At 71.7% G+C, this 15,183-nt stretch carries 15 protein-coding genes; 10 read left to right on the top strand and 5 right to left on the bottom strand.

The window, feature by feature from the left end; translation table 11 throughout:
• Nucleotides 1-58 precede the first annotated feature (58 nt).
• The 6 genes from LE181_RS06120 (at nt 59) to LE181_RS06095 (ending at nt 3,919) form a co-directional block, all read left to right on the top strand.
• Complete coding sequence (locus LE181_RS06120; RefSeq protein WP_225660108.1) at nt 59-1,012, top strand: proteasome assembly chaperone family protein; 954 nt, start codon at nt 59-61, stop codon at nt 1,010-1,012.
• Between the two features lie 24 nt (nt 1,013-1,036).
• A complete protein-coding gene (gene coaE, locus LE181_RS06115; protein ID WP_225660107.1) occupies nt 1,037-1,639 on the top strand; it encodes a dephospho-CoA kinase in 603 nt (200 codons plus the stop codon).
• A gap of 229 nt (nt 1,640-1,868) precedes the next feature.
• On the top strand, nt 1,869-2,462 hold the full coding sequence (locus tag LE181_RS06110; protein ID WP_225660106.1) for a hypothetical protein: 594 nt from the start codon (nt 1,869-1,871) through the stop codon (nt 2,460-2,462).
• 57 nt (nt 2,463-2,519) lie between these two features.
• Nucleotides 2,520-2,834 carry a WXG100 family type VII secretion target gene (locus LE181_RS06105; RefSeq protein ID WP_225660105.1) on the top strand — a complete coding sequence of 105 codons (315 nt, stop codon included), beginning with the start codon at nt 2,520-2,522 and terminating at the stop codon, nt 2,832-2,834.
• A gap of 6 nt (nt 2,835-2,840) precedes the next feature.
• Nucleotides 2,841-3,575: a WXG100 family type VII secretion target gene (locus LE181_RS06100; protein WP_225660104.1), complete on the top strand. Its 735-nt coding sequence runs from the start codon at nt 2,841-2,843 to the stop codon at nt 3,573-3,575.
• Between the two features lie 11 nt (nt 3,576-3,586).
• The gene (locus LE181_RS06095; RefSeq protein ID WP_225660103.1) at nt 3,587-3,919 is read left to right on the top strand and encodes a hypothetical protein; all 333 of its coding nucleotides are present in this window, start codon (nt 3,587-3,589) and stop codon (nt 3,917-3,919) included.
• Between the two features lie 13 nt (nt 3,920-3,932).
• Here the strand turns inward: LE181_RS06095 and LE181_RS06090 are convergent, their stop codons facing one another.
• The 4 genes from LE181_RS06090 to LE181_RS06075 form a co-directional block, all read right to left on the bottom strand.
• On the bottom strand, nt 3,933-4,205 hold the full coding sequence (locus tag LE181_RS06090) for a DUF6343 family protein (protein WP_225660102.1): 273 nt from the start codon (nt 4,203-4,205) through the stop codon (nt 3,933-3,935).
• Between the two features lie 46 nt (nt 4,206-4,251).
• Nucleotides 4,252-5,682: a WGR domain-containing protein gene (locus LE181_RS06085; protein WP_225660101.1), complete on the bottom strand. Its 1,431-nt coding sequence runs from the start codon at nt 5,680-5,682 to the stop codon at nt 4,252-4,254.
• Between the two features lie 108 nt (nt 5,683-5,790).
• Nucleotides 5,791-6,363, bottom strand: a complete 573-nt coding sequence (locus tag LE181_RS06080; protein WP_225660100.1) for a methylated-DNA--[protein]-cysteine S-methyltransferase — start codon at nt 6,361-6,363, stop codon at nt 5,791-5,793.
• A 57-nt stretch (nt 6,364-6,420) separates the two neighbouring features.
• A complete protein-coding gene (locus tag LE181_RS06075) occupies nt 6,421-7,410 on the bottom strand; it encodes a glycerophosphodiester phosphodiesterase (RefSeq protein ID WP_225660099.1) in 990 nt (329 codons plus the stop codon).
• Nucleotides 7,411-7,641: 231 nt separating this feature from the next.
• Between LE181_RS06075 and uvrB the strand changes: the two genes are divergently transcribed.
• The 4 genes from uvrB (at nt 7,642) to LE181_RS06055 (ending at nt 13,842) form a co-directional block, all read left to right on the top strand.
• Entirely contained in the window at nt 7,642-9,777 is a 2,136-nt protein-coding gene (gene uvrB / locus LE181_RS06070) for an excinuclease ABC subunit UvrB (protein ID WP_263868496.1), read from the top strand.
• Nucleotides 9,778-9,969: 192 nt separating this feature from the next.
• The gene (locus tag LE181_RS06065; RefSeq protein WP_225660098.1) at nt 9,970-10,548 is read left to right on the top strand and encodes a TerD family protein; all 579 of its coding nucleotides are present in this window, start codon (nt 9,970-9,972) and stop codon (nt 10,546-10,548) included.
• A gap of 179 nt (nt 10,549-10,727) precedes the next feature.
• A complete protein-coding gene (locus LE181_RS06060; protein WP_225660097.1) occupies nt 10,728-12,704 on the top strand; it encodes a TerD family protein in 1,977 nt (658 codons plus the stop codon).
• 112 nt (nt 12,705-12,816) lie between these two features.
• Nucleotides 12,817-13,842, top strand: coding sequence for a TerC family protein (locus LE181_RS06055; protein ID WP_225660096.1), 1,026 nt, complete (start codon nt 12,817-12,819; stop codon nt 13,840-13,842).
• A 24-nt stretch (nt 13,843-13,866) separates the two neighbouring features.
• Here the strand turns inward: LE181_RS06055 and LE181_RS06050 are convergent, their stop codons facing one another.
• Nucleotides 13,867-15,183 (bottom strand): MFS transporter, encoded by a 1,317-nt coding sequence (locus tag LE181_RS06050; protein ID WP_372458256.1) that lies wholly within the window; start codon nt 15,181-15,183, stop codon nt 13,867-13,869.

Here is a 15,183-nt window from a genome sequence, read left to right as displayed (position 1 = left end):
AATGACCATGCCCTTCAAGGGCGTTCTCCCCTACGGAACATGAGGAGGAGCGGTCACTGTGTTGGATCCGCAGGGTTTGTACGAATGGGAGCCCAAGGGGCTCGCCGTGGCCGACCTGGCTCTGGCCCAGGACACGGCCGGTCTGGTCATGCTCTACCACTTCGAGGGCTACATCGACGCCGGTGAAACGGGCGAGCAGATCGTCAAGCGGCTGCTGGACGACCTGCCGTACCAGGTCGTGGCCCGCTTCGACCACGACAGGCTCATCGACTACCGGGCCCGGCGCCCTCTGCTGACCTTCGAACGCGACCGGTGGAGCGCGTACGAGACCCCGAAGATCGAGCTGTGCCTGGTGCAGGACGCGACCGGCGCCCCCTTCCTGCTGCTCACCGGCCCGGAGCCGGACGTGGAGTGGGAGCGCTTCGCGGCCGCCGTGGGCGAGCTCGTGGAGCGTCTCGGAGTGCGCCTGGCCGTCAACTTCCATGGCATCCCCATGGGCGTCCCCCACACCCGCCCCGTCGGCATCACCCCGCACGGCAACCGCACGGACCTCATGCCGAGGCACCGCAGCTACTTCGACGAGGCCCAGGTGCCCGGCAGCGCCGAAGCGCTCGTCGAGTACCGCCTGGCCGAAGCCGGCCACGACGTCCTCGGCGTCGCCGCGCACGTCCCCCACTACGTCGCCCGCTCGCCCTACCCGGACGCCGCGCTGACGGCCCTGGAGGCGATCACCGCGGCCACCGGGCTCGTTCTGCCGAACACCGCGCACGCGCTGCGCAGCGCGGCCCTGCGCGCCCAGGAAGAGATCGAGCGCCAGATCGCGGAGGGCGACGAGGAGCTGGTCGCGCTCGTCCGCGGGCTTGAGCACCAGTACGACGCGGTGGCCGGGGCCGAGACCCGGGGCAGCCTCGTCGCCGAGCGCGTCGACCTTCCGTCGGCCGACGAACTGGGCGCGGAATTCGAGCGATTCCTCGCCGACAGGGCCGACCGGGAGGGCGACGGCGGCCGCTGACCGGCCGCCCGATAGCGTGGGCCCATGCTGAAGGTGGGCCTCACGGGCGGAATCGGCGCGGGCAAGAGCGAGGTGTCGCGGCTCCTCGACGCGTACGGAGCGGTGATCGTCGACTCCGACAAGATCGCGCGCGAAGTGGTGGAGCCGGGTACGCCCGGACTGGCGGCCGTGGTGGCCGAGTTCGGCCCGGGCGTCCTCACCCCGGAGGGCGCGCTGGACCGCCCCGGGCTGGGCGCGATCGTCTTCGCGGACCCGGAGCGCCTCGCCGCCCTCAACGCCATCGTGCACCCCCTCGTCCGGGCTCGTTCCGCCGAGCTGGAGTCCGGGGCCGGCCCGGACGCCGTCGTCGTCCACGACGTCCCCCTCCTCGCCGAGAACGGGCTGGCGCCGCTCTACGACCTGGTCGTGGTCGTCGACGCCTCCACGGACACCCGCCTGGACCGTCTGGTCCGGCTGCGCGGCATGACCGCCGACGAGGCCCACGCCCGCATGGCGGCCCAGGCCACCCGCGAGCAGCGGCTGGCCGTGGCCGACCTGGTCATCGACAACGACGGTCCCCTGGAGGAGCTGGAGCCCCGGGTCCGGGCGGTGTGGGAGGAGCTCCGCCGGCGCAGCGGCGGCCGGTGACCTGAGCCGTTCACCGTGCTGTGCCGCACGGGTTCGTCCGATCGGGTGAGACCCGGCCGGGGGAGCACCGGCTCCGTCGGCCTGCGGAGAAACGTTGCGGACAGGCGGTTCCCGGCGCAGGCCGGGACCGGCGCCCCCGGCCCGGCCCGTCGGCGTGCCCTGCCGTCGCTCGCCTGTGCCTAGCGTGGCTGCTCGATCTTTACGTCGAGCTGCCATCAGGAGACCGCACATGGCGATGCCGGAACTTCTCGGCGTGGGCCCCAGCTGCTTCGCGCCCCCGCCCGGACCGCGCTACAAGGAGAGAACCCTGGGCGTGGTCTGGGTGTGCGTCGGCCTGTTATGCGCGTACGTCTTCGTCACCGAGGCGGACAAGGCCGTGGGGAACGTGGCCCACAAGGGAACCCTGACGGTGGAACACTGCTCGGTCAGTGCCGGTTTGGGGCGCGGGTCGCATGAACAGACCGAGTGCACCGGCGCGTTCAGGCCGGACGGCGGCCACGGGGTGGTGCGGGACGAAGCGGTCCTCGACGGCGCCTACGTGCCGGGCGAGCGCGTGCGCGTCCATCGCGAGGGCGGCGACTACGAGGTGATCGGCTGGCGCGCGTTCTGGGGCTGGCTCGCCCTCTTCTTCGCCGGGGCGCTCGGCGTCTGCCGTGGCCTGACGATCCTCATGACCGGCATTCACGCGACGACCGTCGAGGAAATCACAGCTGTCCGGTCCTTGATGCACATGAAACCGGCGTCGGCCTATGTCACGGCGCTGCGCTGGTCGGCGCTCGCGGGCCTGGTGCTCTGCGCTCTGCTGATGCTCGTCTGGCCGTGACGGGCCGGGCGTTTCCCACGAGCCGATTCCCGCAGGCCGATCCACAAGGAGAAGTGAATGGATCTTCGTGTTGACCCCGCTCGGCTGGAGGGCTTCTCCCGGCAGATGCGCAGAGGCACTGATGACGCACGGGAAGTGCTCCACTACGCCCGGAAGTTCACGGATGTCTCCGACGCGCAGGGAGGACTCTTCGGAATGGCGTACGAGGCCCACATCGGGTTACGCGGGAGGGTCCTGGGCGCTCTGAGCCACCTTTCCGACATCCTGGCCGGCTCGTCGGAGGAATTGCGCAACGCCGCTGCCTACTACCGCGGAACGGATCGCTCCGTGGCGGCACAGCTCGACGCGGCCTATCGGCGAGAGGGGAAGTGACCGTTCATGGACTTTCCCGATGCGGCGGAGCCCACGGCGTTCCTGGCGCGGCCGAAAGTGCCGGAGGAGTTCTTCGATCCCCTGATCGCGATCACTGCTGCAGGTGATGTCTTCAGCCCCGGTGGATGGTTCCTCAAACTGGCGGAGCTCATGCTGCCGACGGACCCCGTGGAATGGGCACAGGAACAACTGGTGGGGGACTGGAAGGCATACGCGGCCTGTTCCCAGGCGTGGCGGAACGCGGGGCGGGCGTGCGGGGCCATCGCCCGGAACGTCGAAGCCGGCAGCAAACGCATCGACGCGACCTGGGACGGACACGCCGCCGAGGCGGCCATCGACTATTTCGAGGCCCTGCGGAAGAACCTCGACGACGTCCAGGGCGCGCTGGACACGATGGCCGAGGAATACCGCGTGGTCACGGAGTCCATCGCGCGGACCGGCCAGGCGATCGGCGGCTGCATCAGTGCGATCATCGACGCCCTGGTGAGCATCTCCGTCACGACGGCTGCTTCCACGGCCCTCGGCTGGACGGGAGGCGCCGCTGCCCTGGGCTACGCCCTCGGGGCGATGGAGGTGCAGGTCATCCTGAAGGAGTGGGAGCGGATGAGCCTCCTCGTGAACGCCGCCCAGCTGGCCATGAACACGAGCTACTCGGTCATGGGGCGGACCGGGGGCGAGATCCTGGCGAGGGTGCACGCCCTTCCCGTGCCGCGGGCGAGCTACGACCACCCGGCCGTCTGAGAGGGGGAGACGTGTCCGAACGAGAAGTGGGGTACGAGGAGTTCCTGGCTCCCGGCCGGGACCGGGAACAGGCCCGGGTCGTTCACCAGGCCCTGCAGCACCTGGCGAAGGGTGGTGCAGGGGCCGTGCTGCAGGAAATGGCGCGCGAGGTGCTCTCCGGCCGTGTCGGGCTCCGTGAGGCGGTCCGCGTGGGCGCCTACTCCGACGCACTGGGTGAGCACGCCCACCTCGCGCGCAGGGCCTGGGAGGACATGCCCGAGGAGGAACGCGAGCGCCGCCGGGCGGAGGCCCGCAGTGCGCTCGATGCGGAGGGATACGGAGGCGCCGGTACCGGGCAGCGGTGAGCCCGGACGGGCGCTAGGGCCGGGGCTTGCGCTCCTTGACCGGCTCGTACGGCGGGACGTCGCGCCCCGGCTGGTAGTGCGGCCCCTGCCGTATGTGCCGTATGACCACGACCAGGTCGACGAGGGCCACCAGGGCCAGCACCCCGCACGCGATCGCCCAGCCGGGGTGCCCCGCGGCGGCGAAGAGCCAGGCCCCGCCCGTCGCCCAGACCAGGCCGAAGGCGGCCAGTCCGCACCGGAGCCGCAGGGGGCTCCGCGCGGTGATCGGTTCGTTGCCCGTACGCATGGCGCACCATCTCCCGCTTCCAGGGTCCACCCTGTGGGGCGGTGCGTCACAGCAGGCGCTGGATCTCGCCGCGGACGCGGTAGAAGCCGGAGGCGGCGGGGGAGAGGGCCTCGACGACGTAGCGGGCGCCGGCCTGGCGTATGTGGCGGGGGAACTGCACGTTCCAGCTGGGCTCGTAGCCCTCGGAGACCACGTGGACGCGGAGGCGGCCGGACTCCTGCACGCACTCCACGACGATGCCCGAGGCGGGCGGGGCCGTGACCGTGCGGACGGTGGTGGCCGGGGCGTAGGTGGGCAGGGCGGCGGCGGACTTCACGTCCAGCGGCACGGGGACCGTGCCGGACTGGGCGGCGGCGATGGCGGCCTCCGACGCGTCGACGCACACCAGGGAACCTTCCGTGGTGACCATGTACAGCTTCTCGTCGAGGTACTGCATGGACAGGGCGGAGCCGCTGCCGGTGCCCAGCTTCCACAGGCGGGTGCCGTCGGCGGTGAAGCAGTAGACGGAGGAAGCGCAGTCACCGGCGAAGACGTACCGTCCGCCGGGGGCGGTGGCACAGGAGTAGACCGCCGCGTCGCACCTGTAGGTCGCCTCGACGGCCCCGTCGGTCTTGGACAGGCGCTGGACGACGTGGCGGTTGGTCCCGGCGTAGACGGAGTGGTCCTCCTGCCAGCCGAAGAGCACCGATCCGGTGGTCGCGGTGTGCCACAGCTCGCCGCCGCCGTCCTGGGCGTACGCCGTCACGCCGGCGCCGTGCCCGTGGTAGACGGCGCGGTCGTCCCGTCGCACCATCCAGGCGTGCGATCCGGTGCTCTTGCGCGACCACTGGTACTCGTCCTCGTGGTCGATGACCGTCAGGCCGCCGTTGCGGTCGGCGACGTTCAGGACGCCCTCGTGGATGTCGAGCCAGAAGATGTCGACGTCCGAGGCGATCTCGTAGGCGGCGAACGGGAGCTTGGCGGACAGGTCGTAGACGGTGCCGTCGTCGCAGCCGGCGTAGATCCAGAAGTCGTCGGCCACCAGGCACTTCACGCCGTCGGGCAGCTGGTAGCGGGCGAGGACCTCGCCGTCGTGGCCGAGGGTGTAGACGTCGCCGGCTTCGTTGCCGACCCAGCAGCGGTCCTCGCTGATGTGGATGCCGAACGCCGCAGCTCCCGTCCGGAAGCGCCACAGCACGGGGGCCACGGCGCGGGCCGTCGACGGTGCGGACGTCACCTGGCGGCGCGTCACGGGCCGGGCCGCCCGACCGCCCCGCACGGCGGGGGCGTATCCCTTGCGGACCTTCTCGCCGACCTTCCGGGCCGCCGCGGCGCGCGCCTTCTCCACCGTGGGGAACGCCGATGTCTGCACCTGGCCCGCCGCGCCGATCCGGCCGTAGCGCACCGTCACGTTCAGGCCGTCGACGGTGACTTCGTAGAACTTGTGCGCCCCGCCGCCGTCCTGCGACAGCTCCAGGTACGTGGTGTTTCCGGACATGGCGAACCCCTCTCCCCGCCGGCCGCGACGACCGGTCTTCGATGAGAGGAACGCTAGGGCCGGGCACTGACAATCGGCCGCGGACGAGACGTCAGGCGGGCGCGGCCGTCAGAACAGCGGTTGCGGAAGTATCCCTTCGAGGGCCAGGAGGGTCCGTTTGGCCTCCAGGCCGGGGCCGAAGCCACCGAGGCCGCCGTTGCTCTCGACGACGCGGTGACACGGCACCACGACCGGAAGCGGATTGCTGCCCATGGCCACCCCCACGGCACGGGCGGCGCCGGGCTCCCCGACGCGGTCGGCCAGGTCCTGGTAGGCGACGACGGTGCCGTAGGGGACGTGGTCGAGCAGTTCGTGCAGGGTGCGGCGGTTGAAGCCGGAGGTGAGGGACCAGTCCAGGGGGAGCGAGAAGACGCGCAGGCGGGCGTCGAAGTAGGCGCGCAGCTGCGCAGACGCCTCGGCCAGCAGCTCGTGGCAGGCGGAGGGCTCGGTGCCGGGCGCGGAGCCCAGGTGGCGCGTCAGGAGGTCGACGGTGCGGGCGGCCGTCCGGTCGTCGGCGTGGAAGACCACGTTGACCAGGCCGGACGAGGTCGCGGCCAGGCCAAGGGGGCCGACCGGCGTGCCGACGGTCGTCCAGGCCCACGTCCGGGGGCCGGCCGGCAGGGGGCGTTCGCTGTCCGTCACGCGACCAGCGTAAGCGCCCCCTGCCCCTGCCGGGGCCCGGGCCGGGCATGAGTCCGGTCAGAGGGCGGAGTCCAGGGCGGCGGTGGTTCCGGACAGGCGGGCGAAGCCGGACAGGTCCGAGGGGTCCGACAGGAACGACGCGTCATCGGCGTCCTCCGCCAGGGCGTCGGCGATCACGTGCGGGGCGTTGCTGATGATGCCGTCCACCCCCATGCGGGCGAGGGAGACGGCCCGGTCGCCGTCGTCCACGGTCCACGCCGACACTTCCAGCCGCCGCCCGTGCGGGCCCTTGAGCGCGTGGACGGAACGGACCCAGGCGGCGGTGACGCTCTTGTGGCTGGGGTTGATCTGATCGGCGAACTCGGCGTACGAGCGGAGCTCGGCGGCCTTCGGCGCGCCCAGGAAGCCCTTCTTGATGTCCGGGCGGAGCCGGTGCAGCGCCTTCAGGGACGTCGCGTTGAAGCTCTGGACGACCAGCCTGCTCCTGACGTGCCGGCCGTCCAGCCAGCCGGCCCGCCGCAGCTCCGTCACCATCTGCCGTTCGATGCCCGGGTACAGCTCCGGCGCCTTCACCTCCAGCAGCAGCTTCTGGCCGTTGTGGTCGACCCGCTGCAGGTAGCGGCTCAGGGTCGGCACCCGCTCGCCGGCGAAGCGGCGGCCGTACCAGCTGCCCGCGTCCAGCTTCCCGATCTCGGCGAGCGTGAAGTCCGCGACCTTCCAGGGCGCGCGGTGCGGATAGCGCCGCTTCACGTCGGTCGTGCGCTCCAGGGTGGTGTCGTGCATGACGATCAGGGCGCCGTCCTTGGTGCGCTGGACGTCGTTCTCCACCCACTCGACCCCCAGCTTGGCCGCTCTGTCGATCGACGCCAGGGTGTTCTCCGGGGCCTGGGCCGGCACCCCCCGGTGGCCGATGGCGACCGGCACGGGGCCGTCGCCGGTGGCGTGCGCGGGCGTGGCGGCCAGGCCGACGGTGGAGACGGAGGCCAGCGCCGTGAGGGACAGACCGAGAAGTGCGCTGGTGACGGCGGAGACGGTGCGGATGCGCATGAAAGCTCCTCGCGGCGTCCGGGCCCGGGCGGCCGTCGCCGGCGGGCCTCGTGTACGGAACGTCGTACGGCGTGTACGCAAAGTCGTACACGACACACGTACGCGACCGCGACGGCCGGAGCACCCGGAGCGGGCAGCCTTTGCCGACTTTTCGCCGGCCGTTCGCCCGGAAAACAGGGGCGGAACCCGGGGGACGAGGCTGTTGTCAGTGGTGGGCCGTACGGTGGTTCCATGCGGCCCGTATCGAAGATCGAACGCAAGGTGGCGCCTTTCGAGGTCGTCAGCTCCTTCCAGCCCAGCGGTGACCAGCCCACGGCCATCGCCGAGCTGGAGCAGCGCATCCGCGCAGGTGAGAAGGACGTCGTCCTCCTCGGTGCGACCGGCACCGGAAAGTCGGCCACCACGGCGTGGATGATCGAGAAGCTGCAGCGGCCGACGCTCGTCATGGCGCCCAACAAGACCCTCGCGGCTCAGCTCGCCAACGAATTCCGCGAGCTCCTGCCCCACAACGCCGTCGAGTACTTCGTCTCGTACTACGACTACTACCAGCCCGAGGCGTACGTCCCCCAGTCGGACACGTACATCGAGAAGGACTCCTCGATCAACGAGGAGGTCGAGCGGCTGCGCCACTCGGCGACGAACTCGCTGCTCACCCGGCGTGACGTCGTCGTGGTGGCGTCCGTGTCCTGCATCTACGGCCTGGGCACCCCGCAGGAGTACGTGGACCGCATGGTGCCGCTGAAGGTCGGTCAGGAGATCGACCGGGACCAGCTCCTGCGCCGCTTCGTGGAGATCCAGTACGCGCGCAACGACCTGGCCTTCACCCGGGGCACCTTCCGGGTGCGCGGGGACACCATCGAGATCTTCCCGGTCTACGAGGAGCTCGCCGTCCGCATCGAGATGTTCGGCGACGAGATCGAGGCCCTCTCCACGCTCCACCCGCTCACCGGCGAGGTCATCTCCGACGACCAGGAGCTGTACGTCTTCCCCGCCAGCCACTACATCGCCGGCGCCGAGCGGATGGAGAAGGCCATCGCGGGCATCGAGGCCGAGCTGGAGGAGACCCTCGCCCGCATGGAGAAGCAGGGCAAGCTGCTGGAGGCCCAGCGGCTGCGCATGCGCACCACCTACGACATCGAGATGATGCGCCAGGTCGGCTCCTGCTCCGGCATCGAGAACTACTCCCTCCACATGGACGACCGCGAGCCGGGATCCCCGCCGAACACCCTGCTGGACTACTTCCCCGAGGACTTCCTCCTCGTCATCGACGAGTCGCACGTCACCGTCCCGCAGATCGGCGCCATGTACGAGGGCGACGCCTCCCGCAAGCGCACGCTCGTCGAGCACGGCTTCCGCCTGCCGTCGGCCATGGACAACCGCCCCCTGAAGTGGGAGGAGTTCACCGAGCGCATCGGCCAGACCGTCTACCTCTCGGCCACCCCCGGGAAGTACGAGCTCTCGCGCGGCGACGGCTTCGTCGAGCAGATCATCCGGCCCACCGGCCTCGTCGACCCCGAGGTCGTCGTCAAGCCGACCGAGGGACAGATCGACGACCTGGTGCACGAGATCCGTACGCGCACCGAGCGCGACGAGCGCGTCCTGGTCACCACCCTCACCAAGAAGATGGCCGAGGACCTCACGGAGTACTTCCTGGAGCTGGGCATCCAGGTGCGCTACCTGCACAGCGACGTCGACACGCTGCGCCGCGTCGAGCTGCTGCGCGAGCTGCGGGCCGGCGAGTTCGACGTCCTGGTGGGCATCAACCTGCTCCGCGAGGGCCTCGACCTGCCCGAGGTCTCCCTGGTGGCCATCCTCGACGCCGACAAGGAGGGCTTCCTGCGCTCCGGGACGTCCCTCATCCAGACCATCGGCCGTGCGGCGCGCAACGTCTCCGGCCAGGTGCACATGTACGCCGACAAGATCACTCCTGCGATGGAGAAGGCCATCGAGGAGACCAACCGTCGCCGCGAGAAGCAGATCGCGTACAACAAGGAGCGGGGGATCGACCCCCAGCCGCTGCGCAAGAAGATCGGTGACATCGTCGCCACGCTCGCCCGCGAGGAGATCGACACCCAGGAGCTCCTGGGATCGGGCTACCGCCAGACCGGCAAGGAGAAGGGCAAGGCTCCGGTGCCCACCGGCGCCGGGGCGGGCGCCAAGGGCAAGGCCAAGGGCAGGGGCAAGGCGAAGGAAGCGGTGCCCACGGACCGGCCCGCGACGGAACTCGCCCAGGACATCGAGGAGCTGACCGACCGCATGCGGGCCGCCGCCGCGGAGCTGCAGTTCGAGGTCGCGGCACGGCTGCGCGACGAGGTGAGCGAGCTGAAGAAGGAACTGCGGCAGATGCGGGAGGCGGGCCTGGCCTGACGGCCGCAGCGGGGCTGCCCTGCCGCAGGGTGCGCGGTGGGGCAGAATACGCGAGACCGGACGGGGGATGTTGCAAGACCGCCACAAACCCCCCTCGGGTGAATACGCCCTCCTCAGCAGTGCATAGGGTCGTTCAGGAAGGCCGCGCGCACGCGCGGCCGCGGGGACGAATGAACGAGAGAGGGACTGCGCGTGACGGTCAATTTGTCCAAGGGCCAGGGCATCAGCCTGCAGAAGGCCGACGGGGGCACCCTGACCGCGGTGCGGATGGGGCTGGGCTGGCAGGCGGCCCCTCGCCGCGGGCTGTTCGGAACGCGGACGAAGGAGATCGACCTCGACGCCTCGGCGGTGCTCTTCGCCGACAAGCAGCCGGTCGACGTCGCCTTCTTCCAGCAGCTGGTGAGCAAGGACGGCTCGGTGCGCCACACCGGCGACAACCTGGTCGGCGGCGCCGGCCAGGGCGGTGACGACGAGTCGATCCTGGTCGACCTGCAGCGCGTCCCCGTGCACGTCAACCAGATCGTCTTCACGGTGAACTCCTTCACCGGCCAGACCTTCGCCGAGGTGCGCAACGCCTTCTGCCGCCTGGTCGACGAGTCCACCGGCCAGGAGCTGGCGCGCTACACCCTGGACGGCGGTGGCCCGTACACCGCGCAGATCATGGCGAAGGTGCACCGGGTGGGCAACGGCTGGCAGATGACGGCGATCGGCACCCCGGCCAACGGCCGGACGTTCCAGGACCTGCTGGCGGAGATCCAGGCCGTCCTCTGAGCACGGCCTTCTGAGCACGGCGCGGGCCGGTCCGGCAGTGGTACGGACGGGCCCGTCGGCGCACCCGCCGGGTGCGCCTCGGCAGTACGGGGCCCGTGGCGGTACGGGCCGGGCCCGGTGGAGCGGCATCCGCCGGGCCCGCTGCACGGTGAGCACGACACAACAAGGGGGAAGCGGCGATGACGGCCGAGCTGGTGCGGGGGCAGAACCACCCGCTGTCCGTGGCCCGACTGGAGATCCGGGTCTCGGCGAGCCACCCGGTGGTGGCCGGGGCGACGCTCGCGGACGCGGACGGAAGGATCCCCGGCGCCGAGTGGGTCGCCCACCCCGCCTCGCCGCGGGTGCCGGGCCTGGAGGTGTCCCGGCAGGCCGCCGCAGGCCACCGGCTGGCCGTCGACCTGGACGCCCTCCCGGAGGCCGTCCACCGGGTCAACGTGCTGCTGGCCCTGCCCTCCGGCGGGAGCGGCCCGGCCTGCTTCGGCGCGATGGCCGCACCCTTCCTGGCGGTCACCGGCACCGACGGCGCGGAGATCGCCAGCTACACCGTGACCGACCTGGACGCCGAGTCGGCGGTCGTCGCCCTGGAGCTGTACCGCAGGCAGGGCGCGTGGAAGGTGCGCGCGGTCGGCCAGGGGTACGCGGGCGGCCTGACGGCGATGCTGCACGACCAGGGGCTTTCCGGGGCCGCCGAGCTGGCGGCGAACATCGACGAGGCGGTGGCCCAGGGCGTCGCCCGGGCGGTCTCCGCGCCGCCCGCGCAGCGCGCCGGAGGCGGAACGGGCACCCTGCGGACCGCCCCGGCGGGCGGCGCCGCGACGGACGGCCGGGACACCGCAGCCGCAGCCCCCGCAGGCCCGGCCGCCGGGCAGGGGCCCGGAACGGGCGCCTCCGGGGCGGGTGCGGCCGCGTCGCAGCCGCCGGCCGGCAGCGGCCCGATCAGCTACCGCCACCCCGGTCGCAGCACCTCCACACCGCCCGACCCCGCTCCGGCCGCCCCGCCCGCCGAGCCCGGACAGCCGTCCCGCCCGGTCGCCGGCGACGCCACCGGCTGGAGCATGGAGGAGCGGCTCTACAACCAGGTCTGGGGCATGTTCGAGGACCTGGCCCGCACGACCGCCGCGTACCGCAGCGCGGTCGACTTCGCGGAGTCGCGCCTGGAGCAGGAGCTGGACCGGGTGCTCTCCGACCCCCGCACCCGGGTCGGCCCGGCCGCCGACGCGGCCCGGGAGGAGGCGCGCGCCAAGCAGGCGCAGCTCGTCGAGCAGGCACGGGCGGTGCTCGACCGCGACCTGACCCAGCTGGTCGCCGAGGCCGAGGTCGTCGAACACGCCCTGCCGGCGGCCTTCGCGCGCTGGGACAGCCCCGTCTGGCAGGGCTACCAGGTGCCGCTGGAGCGCCCCCTGGCGCTGCGGCTGGGCGACCTGTACCTGCCCGAGCGCAGGGACCTGCGCATCCCGATGCTGGTGCGGCTGCCGCTGCAGCGGGGGCTGTGGGTGGACAGCGGCCGGGCGCAGGGCGGTCCCGAGGCCGGCCTGCTGGATTCGGCGGAAATGCGCCGCCTCGCCGTGGACTGCGCGGTCGCCCACGCGGTGCGGCTCCTGGCCGTCCATCCCGTCGGCGACTATGCGGTGCACGTCATCGACCCTGCGGGGGCCGCCGGGGCCGCGCTGGCCCCGTTGCTGGAGCAGGGAGCGCTGCGGGAGCCTCCGGCGGCCGGGGCGCAGGGGGTGTCGGACGTGCTGGCGCGGCTGACGCGCCGCGTCGACCTGGTGCAGATGGCGGTGCGCAGCGGCGCCGTGGAGTCGCTGCCGCCGGACCTGGACACCGGTGAGCACCTGCTGATCGTCAACGACTTCCCGCACGGCTTCGACGACCGTGCCGTCACCCAGCTGCGCTACCTCGCGGACGAGGGGCCGTCCGTGGGCGTGCATCTGATGATGGTCGCCGACCGGGAGGACGCCCGGGCGTACGGGCCGGTCCTGGACCCGCTGTGGCGCTCGCTGCTGAGGATCACGCCGGTGCCGGACGATCACCTCGCCGATCCATGGGTGGGGCACGCCTGGACGTACGAGCCCTCTCTGGTGCCGGTGGGCAGCGATGTGATGCGGCAGGTGTTGTGGCAGGTCGGCCAGGCGAGGAAGGCGTACGGCATCTGACGGAGCGACGCCTGGCCTGAACAGGCATTTTGGGTTTCTCTTTACTATTCCTTGGGTCTTCCTGTACCGTCGTGGGAAGTGCCGTACATCCGTACGACGTGCCGGAGGAACAGTGGACGTCTCCCTGACCCTGTGGGTGCTGACCATTCTTGGTCTGTGCGCCCTCATCGCAGCCGACTTCTTCATAGGGGGCCGCAAGCCGCACGAGGTCTCCCTCAAGGAGGCCGGCGTCTGGACGGTCGTCTGGGTCGCCCTGGCCGGGCTCTTCGGGCTGGGGCTCCTGGTCTTCGGCGGCGGGCAGCCCGCCGGCGAGTTCTTCGCGGGCTTCATCACGGAGAAGTCGCTCAGCGTCGACAACCTCTTCGTGTTCGTCCTGATCATGGCGAAGTTCGCGGTGCCGTCGGTGTACCAGCAGCGGGTGCTCATGGTCGGCGTGCTCATAGCCCTGGTCCTGCGGGCCGGCTTCATCGGTGCGGGCGCGGCGATCATCGCCAACTTCTCCTGGGTCTTCTACGTCTTCGGCGCCTTCCTCATCTGGACGGCGTGGAAGCTCATCCAGGAGGCGCGGGGCGACGAGGAGGACGAGGAGTTCGAGGAGAACCGCTTTCTCAAGCTCGTGGAGCGGCGCTTCCCCTCGACCGACCGGTACCACGGCACCAAGCTGTTCGTCGTCGAGAACGGCAAGCGGCTGATGACCCCGATGCTGATCGTCATGCTGGCGATCGGTACGACGGACGTGCTGTTCGCGCTCGACTCCATACCGGCGATCTTCGGCCTCACCCAGGACCCGTACATCGTCTTCACCGCCAACGCCTTCGCCCTCATGGGCCTGCGGCAGCTGTACTTCCTGATAGGCGGCCTGCTGAAGAAGCTGGTCCACCTCTCGTACGGCCTGTCGGTCATCCTCGGCTTCATCGGCGTCAAGCTGGTGCTGCACGCCCTGCACGAGAACGGCGTCGCGGTCCCGGAGATCAGCATCCCGGTCTCGCTCGGCGTCATCTGTGCGGTGCTGGTCGTCACCACCGTCACCAGCCTGCGGGCCTCCGCCCGGCAGGCGCGGGCCGAGGAGGCCGAGGCGGCGGTCGCGGCCGGCGACGAGGCGGAGGCCGGTACGGCCCGGGAGAGCGTCCGCGCCTGACGGCCGGACGCCCGCGGGCCGCGGTCAGGCGGGGGCCGGATCGGCCGCAGCGCCCGTGGCGGGTGCTGGGCGGGTCTCGGGGAGCATCAGGAAGCAGCCCAGGCTGAGCAGGGCGATGCCGGTCAGGTAGACGGCCACGCCCCAGGGCGGGCCGTCGCCCCGGGCCGCCGCGGTCGCCACCAGCGGGGTGGTGGCACCGCCCAGCACCCCGGCCAGGTTGTACCCGACGGCCGCGCCCGTGCAGCGCACCCTGGCGTCGTACAGCTCGGGAAGGTACGCGCCGACGACGCCGAAGGCGGTGGTGAAGGCGAGCATGGCGATGACGAAGCCCAGCAGCATCAGCGGGGGGCGGCCGGTGCGCAGCAGGCCGACCAGCGGGAACATCCACAGCGCGACGGCGGTGCAGCCGAACAGGCACAGGGGGCGGCGCCCGTAACGGTCGCCGAAGAGGGCGATGAAGGGGGTGGCGAGGCCCGAGGCGGCGACCGAGGCCATGATGCAGCCGAGCATCACCGTGCGGTCGACGCCCAGGCGCTCGGTGCCGTAGGACAGGGACCAGGTGGTGACCGTGTAGAAGACGGCGTAACCGATGGACAGCCCGCCGGCGGTGAGCAGGACCAGCCGCCAGTGTCCGCGGACGACCTCGGCGAACGGCTGTGCGGCGCGGGTGCGGCTGGTGGTCAGCTCACGGAAGTCCGGGGTCTCGGTGAGCTGGGCGCGCAGCAGCAGGCCCACGGCGGCCAGGACGCCGGCCGCCCAGAAGGGCACGCGCCAGCCCCAGGAGAGGAACTGGGCGTCGCTGAGGAGGGCCGACAGGGTCAGGGTGATGCCGTTGGCCAGCAGGAAGCCCACGGAGGGGCCGGCCTGGGGGAAGCTCGACCACAGCACGCGGCGGTGGGCGGGGGCGTGCTCGGCGGTCAGCAGGACGGCGCCGCCCCATTCCCCGCCGAGCCCCAGGCCCTGCAGGAAGCGCAGGGCGAGCAGCAGGACGGGCGCGGCGATGCCGATGTCGCGGTAGGTGGGCGCGAAGCCGACCGCGACGGTCGCGAGGCCCGTCAGCAGCAGGGAGGAGATGAGCACCGGACGGCGGCCCAGGCGGTCGCCGATGTGGCCGAAGAGCACGGACCCCACGGGCCGGGCGATGAAGCCGATGCCGAACGTGCCGAAGGCGGCGAGGGTGGCGACGAGGGGGGAGACGGTGGGGAAGAACAGCGGGCCCAGGACGAGGGCGGCCGCGGTGCCGTAGGCGAAGAAGTCGTAGAACTCGATGGCGGTGCCGGCCATGGAGGCGGCCGCCAGGCGGAGCATGGCCGGGGGCGCCGGGGAGCGGTCGCGGTGCAT

Source organism: Streptomyces sichuanensis (assembly GCF_020328095.1).
GTDB classification, from domain to species: Bacteria; Actinomycetota; Actinomycetes; order Streptomycetales; family Streptomycetaceae; genus Streptomyces; species Streptomyces cinnamoneus.
Note: the sequence above shows the minus strand (reverse complement) of the source record. Positions and strands in the feature narration are given on the sequence as shown.